General features: G+C 70.9%; 20 protein-coding genes. 4 read left to right on the top strand and 16 right to left on the bottom strand.

The window, feature by feature from the left end; all coding sequences use genetic code 11:
- Positions 1 to 16: 16 nt before the first annotated feature.
- The 12 genes from ACFPIH_RS01505 to ACFPIH_RS01450 form a co-directional block, all read right to left on the bottom strand.
- A complete protein-coding gene (locus ACFPIH_RS01505; protein WP_381166392.1) occupies positions 17 to 1,126 on the bottom strand; it encodes an aliphatic sulfonate ABC transporter substrate-binding protein in 1,110 nt (369 codons plus the stop codon).
- A 236-nt stretch (positions 1,127 to 1,362) separates the two neighbouring features.
- Entirely contained in the window at positions 1,363 to 2,697 is a 1,335-nt protein-coding gene (locus ACFPIH_RS01500; protein WP_381166390.1) for a sulfate adenylyltransferase subunit 1, read from the bottom strand.
- A gap of 2 nt (positions 2,698 to 2,699) precedes the next feature.
- Positions 2,700 to 3,635: a sulfate adenylyltransferase subunit CysD gene (gene cysD / locus ACFPIH_RS01495; protein WP_381166388.1), complete on the bottom strand. Its 936-nt coding sequence runs from the start codon at positions 3,633 to 3,635 to the stop codon at positions 2,700 to 2,702.
- The gene (cysC, locus tag ACFPIH_RS01490; RefSeq protein WP_381166386.1) at positions 3,632 to 4,168 is read right to left on the bottom strand and encodes an adenylyl-sulfate kinase; all 537 of its coding nucleotides are present in this window, start codon (positions 4,166 to 4,168) and stop codon (positions 3,632 to 3,634) included. Before cysC ends, cysD begins: the two co-directional genes overlap by 4 nt.
- A gap of 71 nt (positions 4,169 to 4,239) precedes the next feature.
- Positions 4,240 to 4,950, bottom strand: coding sequence for a phosphoadenylyl-sulfate reductase (locus ACFPIH_RS01485; RefSeq protein WP_381166384.1), 711 nt, complete (start codon positions 4,948 to 4,950; stop codon positions 4,240 to 4,242).
- A complete protein-coding gene (locus tag ACFPIH_RS01480; RefSeq protein WP_381166382.1) occupies positions 4,947 to 5,126 on the bottom strand; it encodes a hypothetical protein in 180 nt (59 codons plus the stop codon). The genes ACFPIH_RS01485 and ACFPIH_RS01480 overlap by 4 nt, the downstream gene beginning before the upstream one ends.
- Positions 5,123 to 6,820, bottom strand: coding sequence for a nitrite/sulfite reductase (locus tag ACFPIH_RS01475; protein ID WP_381166380.1), 1,698 nt, complete (start codon positions 6,818 to 6,820; stop codon positions 5,123 to 5,125). Before ACFPIH_RS01475 ends, ACFPIH_RS01480 begins: the two co-directional genes overlap by 4 nt.
- Before the next feature lie 120 nt (positions 6,821 to 6,940).
- On the bottom strand, positions 6,941 to 7,024 hold the full coding sequence (locus ACFPIH_RS01470) for a putative leader peptide (protein ID WP_309474722.1): 84 nt from the start codon (positions 7,022 to 7,024) through the stop codon (positions 6,941 to 6,943).
- Positions 7,025 to 7,151: 127 nt separating this feature from the next.
- The gene (locus tag ACFPIH_RS01465) at positions 7,152 to 7,748 is read right to left on the bottom strand and encodes a GNAT family N-acetyltransferase (protein ID WP_381166378.1); all 597 of its coding nucleotides are present in this window, start codon (positions 7,746 to 7,748) and stop codon (positions 7,152 to 7,154) included.
- Positions 7,749 to 7,846: 98 nt separating this feature from the next.
- Entirely contained in the window at positions 7,847 to 9,151 is a 1,305-nt protein-coding gene (locus ACFPIH_RS01460; protein WP_381166376.1) for a hypothetical protein, read from the bottom strand.
- Between the two features lie 236 nt (positions 9,152 to 9,387).
- Positions 9,388 to 10,683, bottom strand: coding sequence for a GAF domain-containing protein (locus tag ACFPIH_RS01455; RefSeq protein WP_381166374.1), 1,296 nt, complete (start codon positions 10,681 to 10,683; stop codon positions 9,388 to 9,390).
- A gap of 461 nt (positions 10,684 to 11,144) precedes the next feature.
- A complete protein-coding gene (locus tag ACFPIH_RS01450) occupies positions 11,145 to 12,794 on the bottom strand; it encodes an acyl-CoA dehydrogenase family protein (protein ID WP_381166372.1) in 1,650 nt (549 codons plus the stop codon).
- 122 nt (positions 12,795 to 12,916) lie between these two features.
- Here ACFPIH_RS01450 and ACFPIH_RS01445 point away from each other — a divergent pair, with 122 nt between their 5' ends.
- Positions 12,917 to 14,113, top strand: coding sequence for a YihY/virulence factor BrkB family protein (locus ACFPIH_RS01445; RefSeq protein WP_381166370.1), 1,197 nt, complete (start codon positions 12,917 to 12,919; stop codon positions 14,111 to 14,113).
- 58 nt (positions 14,114 to 14,171) lie between these two features.
- Here the strand turns inward: ACFPIH_RS01445 and ACFPIH_RS01440 are convergent, their stop codons facing one another.
- Positions 14,172 to 15,122, bottom strand: coding sequence for an NmrA family NAD(P)-binding protein (locus tag ACFPIH_RS01440; RefSeq protein WP_381166368.1), 951 nt, complete (start codon positions 15,120 to 15,122; stop codon positions 14,172 to 14,174).
- A gap of 81 nt (positions 15,123 to 15,203) precedes the next feature.
- Between ACFPIH_RS01440 and ACFPIH_RS01435 the strand changes: the two genes are divergently transcribed.
- Positions 15,204 to 16,178, top strand: coding sequence for an AraC family transcriptional regulator (locus tag ACFPIH_RS01435; RefSeq protein WP_381166366.1), 975 nt, complete (start codon positions 15,204 to 15,206; stop codon positions 16,176 to 16,178).
- Between the two features lie 211 nt (positions 16,179 to 16,389).
- A complete protein-coding gene (locus ACFPIH_RS01430) occupies positions 16,390 to 17,067 on the top strand; it encodes a helix-turn-helix domain-containing protein (protein ID WP_381166364.1) in 678 nt (225 codons plus the stop codon).
- A 5-nt stretch (positions 17,068 to 17,072) separates the two neighbouring features.
- Here the strand turns inward: ACFPIH_RS01430 and ACFPIH_RS01425 are convergent, their stop codons facing one another.
- Positions 17,073 to 17,471, bottom strand: a complete 399-nt coding sequence (locus ACFPIH_RS01425; protein ID WP_381166362.1) for a VOC family protein — start codon at positions 17,469 to 17,471, stop codon at positions 17,073 to 17,075.
- A gap of 76 nt (positions 17,472 to 17,547) precedes the next feature.
- Positions 17,548 to 18,180, bottom strand: a complete 633-nt coding sequence (locus ACFPIH_RS01420; protein WP_381166360.1) for a VOC family protein — start codon at positions 18,178 to 18,180, stop codon at positions 17,548 to 17,550.
- A 172-nt stretch (positions 18,181 to 18,352) separates the two neighbouring features.
- Here ACFPIH_RS01420 and ACFPIH_RS01415 point away from each other — a divergent pair, with 172 nt between their 5' ends.
- Entirely contained in the window at positions 18,353 to 19,006 is a 654-nt protein-coding gene (locus tag ACFPIH_RS01415) for a ThuA domain-containing protein (protein ID WP_381166358.1), read from the top strand.
- Between the two features lie 60 nt (positions 19,007 to 19,066).
- Here ACFPIH_RS01415 and ACFPIH_RS01410 read toward each other — a convergent pair whose 3' ends face one another.
- Positions 19,067 to 20,110 carry a LacI family DNA-binding transcriptional regulator gene (locus ACFPIH_RS01410; protein WP_381166356.1) on the bottom strand — a complete coding sequence of 348 codons (1,044 nt, stop codon included), beginning with the start codon at positions 20,108 to 20,110 and terminating at the stop codon, positions 19,067 to 19,069.
- Positions 20,111 to 20,176: the final 66 nt, after the last annotated feature.

The raw sequence follows: 20,176 nt of genomic DNA, 5'->3' as shown, positions 1-20,176 counted from the left end.
CTAGTCGGGATCTACGTCAGCTGCCGAGACCGGCGTCGCTGACCGTGCTCTCGCCCTCGGCCTTGAGGACCTTGTTGAGGATCGTGAGGTCGTAGATGCCCTTCAGGTCGGGCTTCTCCAGCAGGCCGGCCTTGACCGCGTGCTCCGCCTCGGTGTTGAGGGTGGAGGCCAGCGGGTCGTTGATGAACTGGATCGACTTCCACGCCGGGTCCAGGACGGCCGCCGGCAGCGCCTTGCCGGAGTCCGCCTCCAGCTGCTTGTTCGCCGCCGCCTTCGCCTCGTCAGGGTTGGCGTTGATCCACTTGTTCGCCTCGACCGAGCCCTTCAGCACGGCCTCGACGACCTTCGGGTGCTCCTTGAGGAACTTCTGCGACACGATGATGTTCGTGATCACGAACTTCTTGTCGGGCCACAGCGTCGACTCGTCGAGCAGCACCTTGCCGCCCTCGGCGACCAGCTTCGACGCGGTCGGCTCCGGCACCCAGGCGCCGTCGATGGAGCCCGCCTTGTAGGCGTCCGGGGTGATCTTGTTGTCCGTACGGACGACCGTGACATCGCCCTTGCCGCTCTGCGCGTCGACCTTCCAGCCCTGGTCCGCGATCCAGTTGAGGAACGCCACGTCCTGCGTGTTGCCGAGCTGCGGCGTGGCGATCTTCTTGCCCTTGACGTCGGCGAGGGACTTGATCTTCTTCGGGTTGACGACCAGCTTCACACCGCCCGACGCCGAACCGCCGATGATCTTCAGGCTCTTGCCGTCGGACTTGGTGTAGCCGTTGACCGCAGGGGAGGGGCCGATCCAGCCGATGTCGATGGAGCCCGCGTTGAGCGCCTCGATCTCGGAGGGGCCCGCGTTGAAGGTCGCGTACGACGCCTTGGTGGCGCCCAGTGCCTTCTGGAAGATGCCCTGCTCACGGCCGACGAGCGCGGTCCCGTGGGTCAGGTTGCCGAAGTAGCCGATCTTGACGGTGTCGAGACCCTCGATCTTCTCGGATCCCGCGGCGACCTTCTCGTTGGCGTTGTCGTCCTTGGAGTCGGACCCGTAGCCGCAGGCGGCGAGCGTGAGCAGGGGAAGAGCAGCGACGACGGCTATGCCGCGGCGAAGGAGAGTGGAGCGGTTGGCAGGCACGGGAGGTGTTCCTCTCGTTGGCCCGGCGGTCACGGCCTTTCAGGTCGTGGCCGGGAAATCGGCAAAGGGTCTTCGTCGCTTCCGGGACGTCGGGTGGGGGGACAGGGCGCGCAGGCGGTGCGCGTACGTCACACCGCACATCGGGCCACCCCGCCCTGCCCGCTGCCGAGGGCGCCGCTGCCGACGCGGCCGCCCTCCTTCGCGAACGTGGAGTAGAAATCGGTTGGCGTCATTGCTCAGAAGTCCCAACTGTCGTCGTCGGACTCGTCCTTGACCGGCTCCGGGGAGGCGAACGACTCGCCGACCATGCCCGCGGTGAGCGTGGTGCCGTCGGCCGGGTCGATCAGGATGAACGAGCCCGTGCGGCGCGAGTCCGCGTAGGAGTCCACCGGAAGCGGTTCCGCCGTACGGATCTTCACCCGGCCGATGTCGTTGGCGACGAGCTGTCCCGGGTGCGGGTGCAGGGACAGGTCGTCGAGCGTGAGACGGGACGGTATGTCCTTGACGATCGCCTTGACCGTGCGGGTCCCGTGCTTGATCAGCACCCGGTGCCCGACCGTCAGCGGCGCGTCGGCGACATGGCAGACGGTCGCCTCCACGTCCTGGGTGGTCGCGGGCGCGTCCTTGGTCGGCACGATCAGGTCACCGCGCGAGACGTCGATGTCGTCCGTGAGCAGCACGGTCACCGACTGCGTCGTCCACGCCGCCTCGACCGGCTCGCCCAGCAGGTCGATCCCGGAGATCGTCGACGTACGCCCGGACGGCAGGACGGTCACCGCCTCACCGACGCGGAAGGTGCCGGCGGCGATCTGGCCCGCGTAGCCCCGGTAGTCCGGGTGCTCGGCGGTCTGCGGCCGGATCACGTACTGCACCGGCAGCCGCGCGTGGCAGTGCGCCAGGTCGTGACTCACGGGCACGGTTTCCAGGTGTTCCAGAACGGTCGGGCCGCCGTACCAGTCCATGTTCGCGGACGGCTCCACCACGTTGTCACCGGCGAGCGCCGAGATCGGGATCGCGGTGACCTCCGGGACGCCCAGCTCGAGCGCGTACGCCGTGAACTCCTCGGCGATCGCGGCGAACACCGACTCCCGGTACTCGACCAGGTCCATCTTGTTGACCGCGAGGACGACGTGCGGCACCCGCAGCAGGGCCGCGATGGCCGCGTGCCGGCGGGTCTGCTCGACGACACCGTTGCGCGCGTCGACCAGGATCACCGTCAGTTCGGCGGTGGAGGCGCCGGTGACCATGTTCCGCGTGTACTGCACATGCCCCGGGGTGTCGGCGAGGATGAACCGGCGGCGGGACGTGGCGAAGTAACGGTACGCCACGTCGATCGTGATGCCCTGCTCGCGTTCGGCCCGCAGGCCGTCCGTGAGGAGCGCGAGGTCCGGCGCCTCCTGGCCACGGCTCGCCGAGACGCGCTCCACGGCCTCCAGCTGGTCCGTGAGGATCGACTTGGAGTCGTGCAGCAGCCGCCCGACCAGGGTGGACTTGCCGTCGTCGACGGAACCGGCGGTGGCGAACCGCAGCAGGGTCGTGGCCGAGAGCTCCTCGGCGGTGATCGTGCTCATGCTTAGAAGTACCCCTCGCGCTTGCGGTCTTCCATCGCGGCCTCGGACATCTTGTCGTCGGCGCGGGTGGCGCCCCGCTCGGTGAGCCGGGAGGCGGCGATCTCGGTGATGACATCGGCGAGCGTCACCGCGTCGGAGTCGACCGCGCCGGTGCAGGACATGTCACCGACGGTCCGATACCTGACCTGGCGCTTCTCGACCGTCTCCCCGTCCTTCGGCCCGCCCCACTCGCCGGCCGTCAGCCACATCCCGCCCCGCTTGAACACTTCGCGCTCATGGGCGAAGTAGATCTCGGGCAGCTCGATTCCCTCACGGGCGATGTACTGCCAGATGTCGAGTTCGGTCCAGTTGGAGAGCGGGAAGACGCGGACGTGTTCGCCGGGTGCGTGGCGGCCGTTGTAGAGGTTCCACAGTTCGGGCCGCTGGCGGCGCGGGTCCCACTGGGAGAACTCGTCCCGGAGGGAGAACACGCGCTCTTTCGCCCGCGCCTTCTCCTCGTCGCGTCGTCCGCCGCCGAAGACGGCGTCGAACTTCTCGGCCTGGATCTTCTCGGTGAGCGGGAGGGTCTGGAGGGGGTTGCGGGTGCCGTCGGGGCGTTCGCGCAGCACACCGCGGTCGATGTAGTCCTGCACGGACGCGACGTGCAGGCGCAGTTGGTGCCGTTCGGCCGTGCGGTCGCGGTAGTCGATGACCTCGGGGAAGTTGTGCCCGGTGTCGACGTGCAGGAGCGAGAACGGTACCGACGCGGGCGCGAAGGCCTTGAGCGCCAGGTGCAGCATGACGATGGAGTCCTTGCCGCCGGAGAACAGGATCACCGGGTTCTCGAACTCGCCCGCGACCTCGCGGAAGATGTGCACCCCCTCGGACTCCAGCGCGTCCAGGTGGCTGAGGGTGTACGGACTCGCCGTGCCCTCCTGCGCCGTTGCGACGGTCGTCACACCAGTCCCCTCTCGCTGAGCAGGGCGTACAAGGACGCCGCGGACTCCTGCACGGTCTGGTTCTGCGACTCGATCCGCAGATCCGGCGACTCGGGTACCTCGTACGGGTCGTCGACACCCGTCAGCCCGGTCAGCTCACCCGCCGCCTGCTTGGCGTACAGGCCCTTGACGTCCCGGACCGAGCACACCTCGACCGGGGTCGCCACATGCACCTCCAGATACGCCGAACCACCCTCCTGGTGCCGCTTGCGCACCGCCTCCCGGCTGTCCGCGTACGGCGCGATCACCGGGACGAGCGCCTTCACACCGTTACGGGCGAGCAGCTCGGCGAGGAAACCGACGCGCTGCACATTGACGTGCCGGTCCTCGCGGCTGAAGCCGAGACCCGCCGAGATGAACTCGCGGATCTCGTCGCCGTCGAGCACCTCGACGCGGTGTCCCTCCGCGCGCAGCCGGCCGGCCAGCTCGTACGCGATGGTGGTCTTGCCGGCACTCGGCAGACCCGTGAGCCAGACGGTGGCTCCGGTGGTCACGTGGTTCTCCAATGTCGTGGGCGATGGGGGCGTGGTGCGCGGGGTGGGCGTCGTGGGCACGGTCATGGGGCTCAGCCGTGCAGTCCGCACTCGGTCTTGGCCCGCCCGGCCCAGCGGCCGGCGCGTGCGTCCTCGCCTTCGAGGACCCGACGGGTGCAGGGAGCGCAGCCGACGGACGCGTAACCGTCCATCAGCAGGGGGTTGGACAGTACGCCGTGCTCGGTGATGTACGCGTCGACGTCGTCCTGCGTCCAGCGGGCGATCGGCGAGATCTTGACCTTCTGCCGCTTCTCGTCCCAGCCGACGACCGGGGTGTTGGCCCGGGTGGGGGACTCGTCGCGCCGCAGGCCGGTGGCCCAGGCCCGGTACCCCTTGAGCCCCTCCTCCAACGGCTGCACCTTGCGCAGCTTGCAGCACAGGTCGGGGTCGCGGTCGTGCAACTTCGGCCCGAACTCGGCGTCCTGCTCGGCGACCGTCTGCCGCGGGGTGAGCGTGATGACGTTGACGTCCATCACGGCCTCCACCGCGTCCCGGGTGCCGATGGTCTCGGGGAAGTGGTAGCCGGTGTCGAGGAACACCACGTCCACACCCTTGAGGACCCGGGAGGCCAGATGGGCGACGACCGCGTCCTCCATGGAGGAGGTCACGCAGAAACCCTTGCCGAAGGTGTCCACCGCCCACTGGAGGATCTCCAGGGCGGAGGCGTCCTCCAGGTGGCGGCCCGCCTGCTCGGCGAGTGCCTTTAGTTCGTCGGTCGTACGGTCTTCCCGAACCGTCGTCATATCCGGTCCCCTCCCGTTTCGGTGTGCTGAACGCCCCGGGCGAGCAGCCCGAGGAACTTCAGCTGGAATGCGCGGTTGCATGCCGCGCATTCCCAGGCGCCGTGACCCTGTTCGTTCGGACGCAGGTCCTCGTCACCGCAGTAGGGGCAGTAGAAGGGGGCGGCCCGCTCGCTCATGAGAGGGCCTCCTCACTGGCGCGCGAGGCCCAGACGGCGAACCGCTCGCCGTCCTCGCGCTCGTCCTGGAACCGCTTCAGCACCCGCTCCACGTAGTCCGGCAGCTCGTCCGAAGTGACCTTCAGACCACGGACCTTGCGGCCGAAACCGGCCTCCAGGCCGAGCGCGCCGCCGAGATGCACCTGGAAGCCCTCGACCTGCTCACCCTCGTCGTTCAGGACGAGCTGGCCCTTGAGACCGATGTCCGCGACCTGGATCCTGGCGCAGGCGTTGGGGCAGCCGTTGATGTTGATGGTGATCGGCTCGTCGAACTCCGGGATACGGCGCTCCAGTTCGTCGATCAGCGAGGCGCCGCGCGCCTTGGTCTCGACGATGGCGAGCTTGCAGTACTCGATACCGGTGCAGGCCATGGTGCCGCGCCGGAACGGCGACGGCTTCGCGGTCAGGTCCAGCGCCTCCAGGGCCTCGACCAGCGACTCGACCTGCGCCTCCTCGACATCCAGGACGATCATCTTCTGCTCGACCGTGGTGCGTACCCGGCCGGAGCCGTGCGCCTCGGCGAGGTCGGCGATCTTCGACAGCGTGGTGCCGTCCACCCGGCCGACACGCGGGGCGAAACCGACGTAGAACCGGCCGTCCTGCTGGCGGTGCACGCCCACGTGGTCGCGCCAGCGCTCGACGGGCTGGGCCGGGGCCGGACCGTCGGTCAGCTTGCGCTTGAGGTACTCGTCCTCGAGGACCTGACGGAACTTCTCCGGGCCCCAGTCGGCGACGAGGAACTTCAGGCGGGCACGCGTGCGCAGCCGCCGGTAGCCGTAGTCACGGAAGATCGAGATGACGCCCTCGTAGACGTCCGCGACCTCGTCCAGCGGGACCCAGGCGCCGAGCCGGACGCCGATCTTGGGGTTGGTGGACAGACCGCCGCCGACCCAGAGGTCGAAGCCGGGACCGTGCTCGGGGTGGTTCACCCCGACGAACGCGATGTCGTTGATCTCGTGCGCCACGTCCAGCAGCGGCGAGCCGGAGATCGCGGACTTGAACTTGCGGGGAAGGTTCGAGAACGCCTTGTTGCCGATGATCCGCCGCTGGATCTCCTCGACGGCGGGGGAGCCGTCGATGATCTCGTCCTCGGCGATACCGGCCACCGGCGAGCCGAGGATCACCCGCGGCGTGTCGCCGCAGGCCTCGGTGGTCGACAGGCCGACCGCCTCCAGCCGGTCCCAGATCTCGGGCACGTCCTCGATGCGGATCCAGTGGTACTGCACGTTCTGCCGGTCCGTGAGGTCCGCGGTGCCGCGCGCGAACTCCTGCGAGATCTCGCCGATCACCCGCAGCTGCTCGGTGGTGAGCCGGCCGCCGTCGATGCGCACGCGCAGCATGAAGTACTTGTCGTCCAGCTCCTCCGGCTCCAGGATCGCGGTCTTGCCGCCGTCGATGCCGGGCTTGCGCTGGGTGTACAGGCCCCACCAGCGCATACGTCCGCGCAGGTCGTTGGGGTCGATCGAGTCGAAGCCACGCTTGGAGTAGATCGTCTCAATGCGTGTCCGCACATTGAGACCGTCGTCGTCCTTTTTGAACTGTTCGTTGCCGTTGAGCGGGGTGAAGTGACCCACGGCCCACTGACCCTCACCGCGGTGACGGCTCACCTTGCGGCGGGGCGCTGAGGCGGCAGGGTTCTGCGGGGTGGCGGCCATGGTGAATACGTCCTTCGGGACAGGCGGAAATCGGCTCTGACCTGCGCGTACGGGCGCACGGGGGCATAGCTGCGCGTCGTTGCGCGGGAAACGAGAGGGATGTCGGTGTCGCTGGGGCTCTCAGCTCACCGGACAGATGGCGCTGGACATGCGGCCGAGGTCGACGTGCCGCCGACTCACCAAGGCAATTCCAGTTCCAGACATGACGGAAGCGTGTCACGGCGATCTGGACACAGTCCAGCTTTATCCGCTATGTGGACACCCTTGTCCCGAGATGTGAGACAAGCGTGTCGTCGATCACATGGTCCGCGCGACCCCTTGTCCGTGCAGGTCAGGACGGCTGTGCGGGCGCCGTGGAGCGGTACTGCGCACCTGGCCAGGGGCCTGGCGCGGACACCTCGGCCTTCTCCTCGACCTTCGTGTCGAAGAGCTTGAAACCTCGTCGCTGATAGTTCGCCATCGCGTGCTCGCCGTCCAGGCTGCAGGTGTGCAGCCACACCCGCTTGGTCTCCGGCAGGCCCGGCCAGCGGCCCGCGAGATCCCAGGCGCGGGCGGCCCCATGCGACAGCAGATGGCCGCCGATCCGCCGTCCGCGGAAGGCCGGGAGCAGACCGAAGTAGACGATTTCGACGACCCCGTCGTCCTGCGGCTCCAGCTCCACGTATCCGGCGGGCGTGCCCCGGTCGTACGCCACCCAGGTCTCCACCCCCGGACGCGCCAGGTGCTCCTCCCACCGTGCGTACGGCCAGCCCAGCCGGTCGATCCAGCGGACGTCCCCGCCCACGGAGGCGTACAGGAACCGGCTGAACTCGGGCGAGGGCACCTCGCAGCGGACGACCCGGACGTCGCCGTCGGGCGCGGCGGCCGGCAGGAGGTCGGTCGGCGCGGTCTGCTCCAGGGACCAGGTGGTCACGGGGATGTTGGTCATGCGGTCAGGGAATCATCGGGGGCGGGGGTCTGTCGATCGGCGTTCTCGCCGGAGGGGCGACTGTATACACTCGACTGCCGACTGGGGTGGTATGCCCTTTACTGGGCGGATTTGTCGAGCGAGGCCAGCGCGGTCGCGAACAGCATGCGGCCCGACTGCGTCCAGACCTCGCCGCTCTCCGCCCAGTAGGAGAGGGACTCGGTACGGCCGCTCCAGCACAGGTGCGACCCGGAGCTACCGCACTCCGCGGCCCCGGAGCCGTCCGCCTTGTCCGTGGTCTGCCGCCACAGCGTGCCGTGCCGCTCCCGGGCCCCGGCCGCACGGCTCACGTACCACTCGTCCTGGTACGCCAGCACGCCCCGCATGTCGGTGACCTTCGTCTCGTACGCCTCCGACGCCCGGGCGTGTCCGTACGTGTCCGTGGCGAGCAAGCCCTGGTGGCCCTGGGCCCTGCTGAACGGGTACCGCCACAGCCGGGCGCCCCGGTCGGCGCCGTCGAGGGTCCACTCGCCGGCGACCAGGGTGTCGGGCGCCGTACTGCGGTCGAGGGAGACCGTCGTGGGATGCGGGGCGTCCTGGGCGTCGTCGAGCCGGTAGGAGCCGACGGCCGGGAGGACGAAACGGTTGCCGTGTGCCGACCAGCCGCCGGCCACCCGGCCCACCGCGTCGTCGGTGACCGTGGCGCGCTGGACGCGGTTCATGTCGTAGACGTACAGCGCGGTGCTGTCTCCGTCGTCGGCCGTCACCAGGAGCTTGTCCTGGTACCAGACCATTCCGGAGACGTGGGAGACCAGTCCCCGGTAGTCACGCCCGCCGTCCACGGGGACGGCCAGCAGTACCCAGGTGTACGACAGGTGGCCCAGGTCGTTGGCGTCGACGAAGGCGACCCGGGCCAGGCCCCGGTCGGCCGTCGCTCCGCCGGTGCGCGACCAGCCGGAGAGGATCACCCGGTTGGTGCCCCAGACGCCGTCGTCGTCGGCGTCCCCGGAGGTGGTGACGGCGCCCGGCTGCCAGCCCTCGGTGTCGTCGGCGTCCCAGCAGTACGCGCGGGCGGCGACGGGGGAGACGGGCAGGGCACCGCGCTCGGCGGTCGAGCAGCCGGTCGTGTTCCGCAGGGTGCGGTCGGCGGTGGCCAGCACGGCGCTCACCCCGACCGGTCTGCCCATCGCGGCGGCGAGCCGGTTCAGGTCGGCCTGTGGGACCAGTTCCTCCGTCAGGCCCAGCTTCGCCTTCTCGGCGGAGGCCGTGAGCGGTTTCAGGGCACCGGGACCCTCGTCGGTGACCGTGGCCTGGGAAGCGCTGATCATGGTGGCGGCAGCGGTGAGCGCGAGAGCGGTTCCGGTCAGGAACGCACGAAGTGCCCTGCCCCGCCTGCGCCGACGGTGTCGACCGCGATGTCTCATTCGTCCTCCCGAGGCGGGCCAACTGCGCCTGATGATCCGTACGTTGATCGAGGAGCAGGTGGGGTGACCCGTAGAGGGATGCTACGGCAGCCGACCGGCCTTGGGGACGAAGACCTCGCAAATATGCGGAAGATGCCACCAGGTGCACCGGTATCACCAGGTCGGCGCACCACTGTCACTGCGCCGGCGCACCGGTATCACCACGGTGGGAGCCCCGGTTCGCCGTGGTCCGTGCTTCACCGGGTCGCCGAGGTCCGGAAGCGTACGAGAGCGGGAGCCGTCGAATGGGGCAGCAGGTCGGCGCGGTCGGCGGGGCTCAGTATCTCGACGTCCGCCTCCTCGCAGAAACGATACGGCCGATGTTCCAGGAACGCCCCGAGATACCGCCGCACCCTCGACATCTCGGCGCGTACCGTCACCGTGCGGGCCGGGTCCCCGAACATGTCCTCGGCCAGCCCCGACGCGCTGCGCCCACCCCGGTGCACCGCCAGCAGACAGAGCAACTCTGCGTGCCGGGGGCTGAGTTCGTGACTCCAGGTGCCCGCGCCGCCCGCCACCGTCACCGACCAGCGCCGCGGCCTGGACAGGTCCAGCACGATCCGGGTCGCGTCGCGCGGCACCCCCGCGGCCGCCTCGTCCCCGGCCCGCAACAGCCAGCCCCCGGACAGCGGCTCCACCGTGCACAGCCCCAGCGCAGGAAGCCACCGGCGGCCCGCCGAGGGCGACTTGGGCAGCGCGATCCGGCTGACGTACGGCATCCCGGTCACCGCCGCCGTCCAGCCGTCCCGGTCCACCACCAGTGCCCGGCCGCCCATCCTGGCCAGCACCGGCGCCGCCACCGCACGCAGGCGCTCCAGCGAACCCATGTGCAACTCCCGCAGCCTGGCCTCGGCGAGCTTCGCCACCGAGTCGACCCAGGCCAGCGTGGCCGGGTGCATCGTCTCCAACGGGCCGCTGACGTCGACCACCCCGAGCAGCCGGCCGTCACGCGGATCCGTGATCGGAGCGCCCGCGCAGGTCCAGGAGGCGTGCGACCGCACGAAGTGCTCGGCGGCGAACACCTGTACAGGACGACGCACCACGGCCGGCGTGCCCACCCCGTTGGTGCCGACGACCGTCTCGCCCAGATCCGCGCCCACCTCGAAACCGATCCCGTCGGCCTTGCGCAGCACCGGAGAGCAGCCCTCGCGCCACAGCACCCGGCCCTCCTCGTCGGCGACGACCATGATGTGGTGCGCCACGTCCGCGACCGACAACAGCCCCTCGCGCAGCACGGGAAGCGCCTCCCGCAGCGGTGACTCCGCGCGGCGGCGCCGTACTTCGTCGGCGTCGAGCACCCCCGGCCGGATACCGTGATCGGGGTCCACGCCGCTGCGCAGCATCCGTTCCCAGGACTGCTCGATCACCGGGCGCGGCGCGACCGCCGTCCGCCGGCCGGCCAGCCGTGCGTCACGCACCTCGTTCAGCACCCGCGCCGCCCGCGCGGCGTCGACCGCCGCCAGCTGCGGCACGTTCATCGGCGAGTGGGCCACACGAGCCTCCCGGGAGAACACGGACGAAACGACGCGATGTCAAGTTTTCCCAGCGACTGTTTCCGGTCGCGTGGAAGGCCCCCATCTTGCCGCCCGCACGGGGCGGAGGGGCCCACTCCGGTCGCAGCCGCCGACAAGTTGCAACCCTGTGCAACCCTGGTGAACATCCACACCGTGTCCGAAACTTGAGCCACGCCGCCCCGAGCGGCGATGTTGGCCTCGCAGGGCCAAGGCTGCGGGGGTGGTGCCGTGTCGGCGCAGCACCACCCCCGCGATCTGTATCCACAACTCGCATACGGGTTCCCGTCGCTCGGATCCGGGATTCCGCAGACCGCATACGGGCTACTGCGGCCGGTATCCAGGTCTCCGCAGATCGCATACAGGCTTTCGCCACGTGTATCCGGGTTTCCGTAGATCACATACAGGCTGGCTTTGGCCACGTGTATCCAGGTTCCCGCGGTTCACACCCGAGGCGCCGCGCGCTCCACGATCGCCGCCAGGTCCAGGCTGTGGGGCAGCGTCCCGAAGGCCGCGCCCCCGTCCCCGCCCAGCCGCGCCGCACAGAACGCGTCGGCAACCTCCGGCGGCGCGAACCGCACGAGCAGCGCCCCCTGGAGCACCAGTGCGAACCGCTCCGCGAGCCGCCGCGCCCGCCCCTCGACCCCGTCCAGATCGGCCAGTTCCGTCAGCAGCCCCTTGATCGCCGCGTCCAGCCGGTGATCGGCACCGCGCGCCTTCCCCACCTCCCGGAGATACGCGTCGAGCGCCTGCGGTTCCCGCCGCAACACCCGCAGCACGTCCAGCGCCTGTACGTTGCCGGCGCCCTCCCAGATCGAGTTCAGCGGCGACTCGCGCACCAGCCGGGGCAGCCCCGACTCCTCGACGTAACCGTTTCCGCCCAGGCACTCGGCGGCCTCCACCACCAACGGCGTACACCGTTTGGTCACCCAGTACTTGGCCGCCGGCAGCGCGATCCGCAACAGCGCCCGCTCCTGCTCGCCGCCGTCGTCACAGGCAGCCGCGAGCCGCAGCGCCAGGGTCGTCGCCGCCTCCGACTCCAGCGCCAGATCGGCCAGTACGTTGCGCATCAGCGGCTTGTCGACGAGCGCCCCGCCGAACGCCGTACGGTGCGTGCAGTGGTGGACCGCCTGCGCGACCGCCTGCCGCATCAGCCCCGCCGACCCCAGCACACAGTCCAACCGGGTCGCCGCGACCATGTCGATGATGGTGCGCACCCCGCGCCCCTCCGCACCCACCCGGCGCGCCCAGGTCCCGTCGAACTCCACCTCGCCCGACGCGTTGGACCGGTTCCCGAGCTTCTCCTTCAGCCGCTGCAGCCGGAACACGTTGCGGGAACCGTCCTCCAGCACACGCGGCACGAGGAAACACGTCAGGCCGCCCTCTCCCTCGGCAGAGGCCGCTTGGGCGAGCACCAGGAACCCGTCCGACATCGGTGCCGAACAGAACCACTTGTGCCCGGTCAGCGTGTACGTGCCGGCCTCGGCCAGCGGGGTGGCCACCGTCGTGTTCGCGCGTACGTCGCTGCCGCCCTGCTTCTCCGTCATTCCCATCCCGAACAGCGCCCCCGCCTTCAGCCGGGCGGGCCGCAGCTCGCGGTCGTAGATCGTCGACGTCAGCCGGGGCTCCCACTCGGCGGCCAGCTCCGGATCGGCGCGCAGCGCGGGCACCGCCGCGTGGGTCATCGACAGCGGGCAGCAGTTGCCCGCGTCCACCTGCGTCCACACCACGAACCCCGCGGCCCGCCGCACATGCCCGCCAGGCCGCGTCCAGGCCGCCGTCAGACCGGCCCCGACGCCCTTGCCGAGCAGCCGGTGCCACGCCGGATGGAAGTCGACCTCGTCGACCCGGTTTCCGTACCGGTCGTGCGTGTGCAGCCTCGGCGGATTCTCTTCCGCCTGCACCGCCCACTCCTGCACCTGCGCCGACCCGGCGGCCCGGCCCAGCCCCGACAACTCGGCCCGCGCCTCGTCGAGCAGCTCCGGATCGAGGTGCCGTGCCACGGCGTCGGCCAGGGCCTGATCGGTACCGAAGACGTCGTACCCGGTCAGAGGAGGGGGCTGGTTGGTCACGGTGTGCGTACTGCCTGCCATACCGCGAACCTACCTCCGGGTACACCCCCGATGGCCACTCGGAGCCACGTGCCGCTCCCCGACCTGGTGACGCCGCCTTGCCGGAGGTGAGTGCAGACCCGAACGGCGGATACCTTTAGGACGTGCAGCCAGCAAGCCAGTCACCCGAGCAACCTGGAGGCCCCTCAGGGCGTCTCCACCGGGCGCGTGCCCTCTACCGGAACGTCTCGAAGCGCAGGACCGCCTGGCTGCTGCTGAAGGACACCGTCAACTCCTGCATCGAGTACCGCATCCTCGGCCTCGCCGCGGAAGCCGCCTTCTTCACGCTGCTGTCCGTGCCGCCCCTTCTGGTCAGCCTCATCGGCCTGCTCGGCTACGTCGACGACTGGACCGGCACCGACTCCATCAGCAGTCTGGAGGCCAACATCCTGGAGGCCTCACGTACCGTCCTGTCCGACAAGGGCGTCTCACAGATCGCGCAGCCGATCCTGGACGACGTGATGAAGGGCGGTCGTCCCGACGTCATCTCCATAGGGTTCCTGTTCGCCCTGTGGTCCGGGTCGCGCGCCGTGAACGTCTTCATCGACACGATCACGGTGATGTACGGCCTCGACGGCGTACGCGGCATCGTCAGGACCCGGCTGGTGGCGTTCCTGCTGTTCATCGCGGCCCTGCTGATCGGCTCGATCGCGCTGCCCCTGATGGTCGCCGGCCCCGACGCCGTCGTAGGGATCCTGCCCTGGTCGACAACGGTCGTCCAGGTCCTGTACTGGCCGGTCGTGATCGTCCTCTCGATCGCGTTCCTGACCACCCTGTACCACGTGTCCGTGCCCGTGCGCTCCCCGTGGATCGAGGACGTCCCCGGCGCCCTCGTCGCCCTCGCCATGTGGGTCCTCGGCAGCTTCCTGCTGCGTATCTACCTCACCAACACCATCGAGGGCGCCTCGATCTACGGCTCCCTCGCCGCCGCCGTCGCCGTCATGCTGTGGATCGGGGTGTCCGCCTTCGCCGTCCTGGTCGGCGCCGCCGTCAACGCGGCCATCGACCGCGTCTGGCCTGCCGCCGCGACCGCCGCCGCCCGCGCCGCGAACGAACGGGTGCGCCAGGAGGAGGCCGCCGAGTACGTCGCCCGCATGACCGCGGCCCGCTCCTACGAGGACGACGACCCCGACGACCCGGACATGCCGTCCGAGTTCCCCGAGCGCTGGTCGCGCTTCCTGCCGCCCGACGACGTCACCGGACGCCTGCGCTCCCACGCCAAGGCCTCCCCGAAGCCGAACGGCCTGCAGAACGGCACACACGACGACCGCGGGGAGGACGGCCCCCCGTCCGGGAAATGAGATCGGTAAGCGCTTACTGTTGCTTGCTTGCTTGCTTGCTTGCTTGCTGCTGCGGGCGTCACGCCTTCCAGACGCCCGCCCCCGCCGCCTCCCTCGCGAACTCCCCGAAGTCCCGCGCCGGGCGACCGAGCACCTCCCGCACCCCGGCCGTGACCGACGCGTTCCTGCCGTCGAGCAGCGACTCGAACACCGCCACCAGGAGCTCGACCTCCTGAGCCGGCACCCCGAACCCGGCCAGCCGCTCCCCGTACGCACGCGCCGGCACCGGCGTGTACACCAGCTCCCGCCCGGCTGCCCGCCCGACCTCGGCAACCGCTTCCCCGAACGTCAGCAGCCGCGGCCCGGTCACCTCCAGCGTGCTCCCCACATACCGGTCGCCCCGGGTCAGCGCTGCCACCACCACCTCGGCCACGTCCCGCAGGTCGATGAACGGCTCCCGGACCTCCCCACCCGGAAACACCAGCTCACCGGCCTGCCGCAACTCCTCCACCAGCGGACCCTCGCTGAAGTTCTGCGCGAACCACGCGGCCCGTACGACTGTCCAGTCCGCACCCGAGTCGCGCAGTGCCTCCTCGGCCGGCAGGGCCCGCTCCTCGCCCCGCGCCGAGAGCAGCACCAACCGCCGCACCCCGAGCGACACGGCTTCCCGCGCGACCAGCCCGACCGCCCGGGCCGCCTCCGGCGAGCCGACGTCCGTCGGAAACGCCAGGTACGCCGCGTCCGCACCACGCAGGGTGTCCGCCCACGTCGAACGGTCCCGCCAGTCGAAACCCCGGGCGCGCGAGACCGCCCGCACCGTGAGCCCGGCCGCCTCGGCGGCCCGCGCCACCCGGCTACCGGTACGACCGGTCGCGCCGGTCACCACCACCGTCGTCGTCGTACCTGGTGGCTGTGCCGTGTCCGCCGTGTCTGCCGTGTCTGCCGTGTCTGTCGCGGTCTTCGTGTTCGTCGCGGTCTTCGTGTCTGCCGTGGTTTGCGTGTCCGCCGTGGTTTTCGTGTTCTCCGTCATGCCGACCAGTGACCTCGCGCCCGCCGCACGGGCCCATCGCCGAACGGCTCATTCCCATAAGCGCGCGTCTACGCTTTCGTCATGGACGCACTCGCAGGCCTCCTGGAGGGCCCACGCGCGCGTGGCGCCCTCATGATCCGCGCGTGTTTCGACCCGCCCTGGGGTGTCCGGGTCGAGGACCGAGCCCCGCTGACGGTGATGCTCATGGTGCGCGGCGAGGGGTGGGTCGTACCGGACGACGGGGAGCGGGTCCTGCTGCGGGCCGGCGACCTCGCCGTCGCGCGCGGCCCCGGCGCGTACACCTGCGCCGACGACCCCGCCACGACCCCGCAGGCCCTGATCCTGCCGGGCGGCGAATGCGCCTACCCGGACGGACGCCTCCTCAACGGTTCCATGGACCTGGGCGTACGCGCCTGGGGCGACCGCCTCGACGGCGCCACCGTCGTCCTGATCGGCACCTACCTGATGCAGGGCGAGATCAGCGGCCGACTGCTGGACGCACTGCCGCCACTGCTCTCCCTGACCTCCGAGGAGTGGCCCTGCCCGCTCACACCGCTGCTCATGGAGGAGATCGGACGCGACGAACCCGGCCAGGAGGTCGTCCTGGACCGGATGTTGGACCTGCTGGTCATCGCCGCCCTGCGGGCCTGGTTCTCCCGCCCCGAGGCGGCGGCTCCCGCCTGGTACCGGGCGCTCGCCGACCCGGTCGTCGGCCGCGTGCTGCGGCTCGTCCAGGACGACCCCGCCCACCCCTGGACGGTGGCCTCCCTCGCCGCGAAGGCGGGTGTCTCCCGAGCCGCTCTGGCCCGCCGCTTCACCGGGCTCGTCGGCGAGCCCCCGATGGCCTACCTCACCGGCTGGCGTCTCGCGCTCGCCGCCGACCGTCTGCGGGATACCGACGACACTCTCGACGCGATCGCCCGCCAGGTCGGTTATGGCAGCGCTTTCGCCCTCTCCAGTGCGTTCAAGCGGGTGTACGGGGTCAGCCCGCAGGAACACCGGGCGGGGCGGGCGGCTTGGGAGTCGGGGGGCGGGGCGGTGGGGCGCGTGGTGTAGCCGCCCTGGGGCATCGGGCGCTGGGTACTGGGCGCTGGGGTGCGGTATGCGGTATGCGGTATGTGTATGCCGTCGCCGGTCGCCGGTCGCCGGTCGCCGGTCGCCGGTCGCCGGTCGCCGGTCGCCGGTCGCCGGTCGCCGGTCGCCGGTCGCCGGTCGCCGGTCGCCGGTCGCCGGTCGACCGTCGGCTGCACGGCGTAGCCTGTTCTACGTGTACGAAGAGCGCCCCTCCCGGCTGGCCGGCGCGGTGGTCTGGACGAACACCCCGTCGCCGGTGTCCGGGATACAGCCCGTGCTGCCCGACGGCTGCATGGACCTGATGTGGAGCGACGGCAGGCTGCTCGTCGCGGGCCCGGACACCCGCGCCCACATCCCCGACAGGCCGCCCACCACCTGGGCCGGCATCCGCTTCTTCCCGGGCACCGCCCCCGCTCTCCTCGGCGTGCCGGCACACGAACTGCGCGACCGTCGCGTCGAGTTGGCCGATCTCTGGCCTGCGGGCGAGGTGAGCCGTCTGACCGGCCGGCTCGCCGCCGCGCGCCACCCGGCGACGGCACTGGAGGAACTCGCCCTGGAGCGGGCCGCCCCGCCCGTCCCGGAGCTGCGCCGTCTGGTCACCGCGCTCGCGGACGGCCGCCCGGTCGCCGTGACGGCGGACGAACTCGGCCTCGGCGCACGCCAGTTGCACCGACGCTCCCTCGCCGCCTTCGGATACGGTCCCAAGACACTGGCCCGGATCCTGCGGTTGCAGAGCGCCCTGCGGCTGGCCCGCGGGGGAGTGCCGTACGCGGACACGGCGACCCGTACCGGATACGCCGACCAGGCCCATCTCTCCCGTGACGTCAGGGAGTTCACCGGTACGACGCTCGGTGACCTGCTGAAGCGGTAGGCGGCCTACTGCGGCGGAAGCGGCGCGAACAGGTCGACGCCGTTGCCGTCCGGATCGAGCACGACGGCGTACCGCTGGCCCCAGAAGGCGTCCCACGGCTTGAGTTCGCCCTGATGGCCGGCCCCCACCAACTCCTCGTACACCGCGTCGACCTCGCCCGGCTCCTCGCAGCGCAGCGCGAGCGAGGCCCGGCCGCCCCCGGACGGCGCGCGCCACTGCGGATAGAAGGAACGGACGGTGTCCTCGGTGTCCAGCAACAGCCGCAACCCGCCCGGCAGTTCGGTCTCGACGTGCGGCTCGTGCTCGGCGCCCTCGGGGAACGCGAACCCGAGCCGACGGTAGAAGGCGACGGAGGCGGCCATGTCGGAGACGACCAGCCCGATGGCATCGAATCGTGGACTCATGCCGCCACGCTAGGCCGCGCCTGGGCCGCCCGTCTTGAAGGAAACGGACACGCCCTCCGAGCCGGCGGCCGTGCGCTCAGAGGAACGTCACAGGCCCGTTCGGGCTGTCCACCGTGAAGCGGAAGGCCGCCGGGCCCTCGGTGAGGGCGAGATCGGTGCCGAGGGTGGTCAGCAGCGGGCGGAGTCCGTCGGGGTCGGGGGCCGTGGCCGTCAGCTCCCGCAGCGGGGTGACGGGCAGACCGGAGGCCGAGGGGTGGGGTGTGGCACCCCAGTCGATGAGAAAGGGCACCAGACCGGAAGGGTGCGGGGAACCGCCGTCGGTCAGCCGCCACCGCAGCAGGGTGCCGTCGGGGTGACGCCGGCTCATGTCCCGTACGTCACCCGGGTCGTAGCCCCGGGCGCGGGCCGCCGCGACCGTCGCGTCCAGGTCGGGCGGGCTGATCGCCCAGGTGACGGTCCGGGGAGCGTCGAGGCCGTCCACGCCGAAGGGGCGCGGTGCCGCCGGGGCGAGCTGCTCCGGGTCCGGGCCGAGGATCTCCAGATAGGCGCAACTCCCCAGCCCCACCAGGTGGTTGCGGGTGCCGTGCCCGAGGTGCACCCCGCCCGGTGCCGGGGCCACTCCCGTGCGCCGGGTGAACTCGGCGACCGTCGACGCCAGATCGGGGGTTGCGAGAACGATGTGGTCGAGCCGTGCGGGAATGGTGTTCATCCCACCGGAGCCTACGCGCCCCCCGGCCCGAAATGCCGCCTCTGTGGAACGCCTGCGCCGACCAACGGGAATACCGTCGGCAGGCGGGGAACGACACAGAGCGTGCGGCCGAAACTTTCGCCGCACCGAGCTTCCTGGGGTGCGGCCGGTACCCGGCCGTAGGCTCGGCTGCATGGCCGCAGCCCGTCTGCTCGTGTACACCCGCACCACCGCCTACCGCCACGACTCCATCCCGGACGCGGTCGCCGCCGTCCGCGCGTCGGCCGGATTCGCCGTGGACCACACCGAGGACCCGGCGGCCCTCGAGAGCCCGCTGGACGGCTACGCGGCAGTGGTCTTCCTCTCCACCAGCGGAGAGGTGCTGACACCCGCCGGGCGCGAACGCCTCGCCGGGTACGTAGCTTCCGGCGGTGGCTTCGCCGGCATCCACTCGGCGGCCTGCACCGAGTACGACTGGCCGTACTACGGCGACCTCCTCGCCGCCCGGTTCGACCGCCACCCCGCGTACCAGCCCGGCAAGGCGGTGATCGAGGACCACGACCATCCAGCCACCCGACACCTGCCCACCGTCTGGGACTTCACCGACGAGTGGTACGACTTCCGCACCAACCCGCGCGGCCGGGTCCGCGTTCTCGCCACCGCCGACGAGTCCTCGTACGAGGGTGGCGGCATGGGTGCCGACCACCCCTTGGTGTGGTGCCGCGAGGAGGGCGCGGGCCGCGTCTTCTACACCGCCCTCGGACACGCGTCGGGTGCCTACCGCGACCCGGACTTCCTGTCCCATCTGCGCGGCGGGATCGCCTGGGCGGCCCGGGCGGGTTCCTGAGCCCACGGAGTCAGGCGCATGGCCTGGGCGGGCCGTGTCCCACCTCCGTGGCCGGGTGTCTCACCTTCGAGGCGGCGCCGTACTCGCCCGCTCCACCAGGCGTGTCGACAACTCCGTCCGCTCTCCGTCCGGGTGCTCCCCGTCCATCATCCGCACCAGCAGCCGCAGCGCCGTGGCCGCCATCTCCGCCAGCGGCTGACGGACGGTGGTCAGGGCGGGGGTGGTCCAGCGGGACTCGGGCAGATCGTCGAAACCGACCACGCTGACGTCGTACGGAATGCTCAACCCCCGTTCCAGCACCGCCTGGTGGACACCGAGGGCCATGCGGTCGGAGCAGACGAAGACGGCCGTCGGCGGTGCGGGCAGATCGAGGAGTTCACTCATGCGGCGGTGGGCGACAGCCTCGTCGAAGCCGCCGTTGCGCACGTACTCCGGTCGATGCGGCAGCCCCGCCGCCGCCAGCGCCGAGCGGTAACCGGAGACCCGGGCGCTGCTGCACAACTTGCGGCGCGGGCCGGCGATCACGGCGATGCGTTCGTGGCCGAGTGCCAACAGGTGCTCGGTCGCGGTCACTCCGCCCTGCCAGTTCGCCGCGCCCACGGACACGACCCCGGCCGGCGGTTCGACCACCGGGTCGATCATCACGAACGGCGTGCGATGCTGCTCCAGCCAGGCGAACTGAGAGGCCGTCAACTCGGCCAGATTGAACAGGACTCCGGCCGATCCGCGCACCGTCAGCTTGTCCAGCCAGCCCCGTTGGGGACGGCCGACCCGGGTGCGGGACAGGGCTGCGGAGACCACGACGTCCAGGCCCGCGTCGTGCGCCGCCTCCTCCACGCCGTGCAGGACCGCCCCGGACCACGAACTCTCCAGCGAGTGCACGACGAGGTCGACCAGCCGGGGCGGCTTCGTCGCGTCGAAACGCGGTCTGCGTACGTATCCCAGCCGGTCGAGCGCCTCTGTCACCCGACGTCTGGTCTCAGGGGCGACGTCCTCCCGGCCGTTGACCACCTTCGAAGCGGTCGGTACGGACACGCCCGCCTCTCTGGCCACGACCGCCAGTGTCGGCCCTGCCGTCGCGCTCGCGCTCGCCGTGCGCACCATGGGGAACCACCTCTCCGGCCCGCCCGAGGGCCAGCGAAAGCTCGACCAGCGCCCTTTCGGAGCCCT

Origin of the sequence: Streptomyces vulcanius, assembly GCF_042653945.1 — a bacterium.
Lineage (GTDB): Bacteria > Actinomycetota > Actinomycetes > Streptomycetales > Streptomycetaceae > Streptomyces > Streptomyces mangrovi.
Note: the sequence above shows the minus strand (reverse complement) of the source record. Positions and strands in the feature narration are given on the sequence as shown.